This is a genomic window from Streptococcus sp. 10824 (genome assembly GCF_013276595.1).
GTDB classification, from domain to species: Bacteria; Bacillota; Bacilli; order Lactobacillales; family Streptococcaceae; genus Streptococcus; species Streptococcus pseudopneumoniae.
Window position 1 is genome coordinate 1 of the sequence record NZ_VMLH01000132.1, and the last position, 411, is coordinate 411.

Genomic DNA, 411 nt, shown 5'->3' on the forward strand with positions numbered 1-411 from the left:
CCGTTTCGAAAGCTAACCCAACAGCCACCAACGTAGTTGTAAAAGACAATGGAGACGTAACTGTCACATTACCAGATGGAACAACTAAAGAAATTCCATCGACAGAAACCGTAGAGAAATCTAAGGTAGAGGTAACACCAGTAGCAGACCCAGCGCATTTAACAGAAGCCGAAAAAGCCAAAGTTAAAGAAGCCGTTTCGAAAGCTAACCCAACAGCCACCAACGTAGTTGTAAAAGACAATGGAGACGTAACTGTCACATTACCAGATGGAACAACTAAAGAAATTCCATCGACAGAAACCGTAGAGAAATCTAAGGTAGAGGTAACGCCAGTAGCAGACCCAGCGCATTTAACAGAAGCCGAAAAAGCCAAAGTTAAAGAAGCCGTTTCGAAAGCTAACCCAACAGCCA

The 411-nt window shown here is 43.6% G+C and carries 1 pseudogene; it reads left to right on the forward strand.

What is annotated here, in order from left to right:
• A pseudogene (locus tag HT701_RS10380) lies at positions 1-411 on the forward strand (hypothetical protein); the annotation flags it as partial.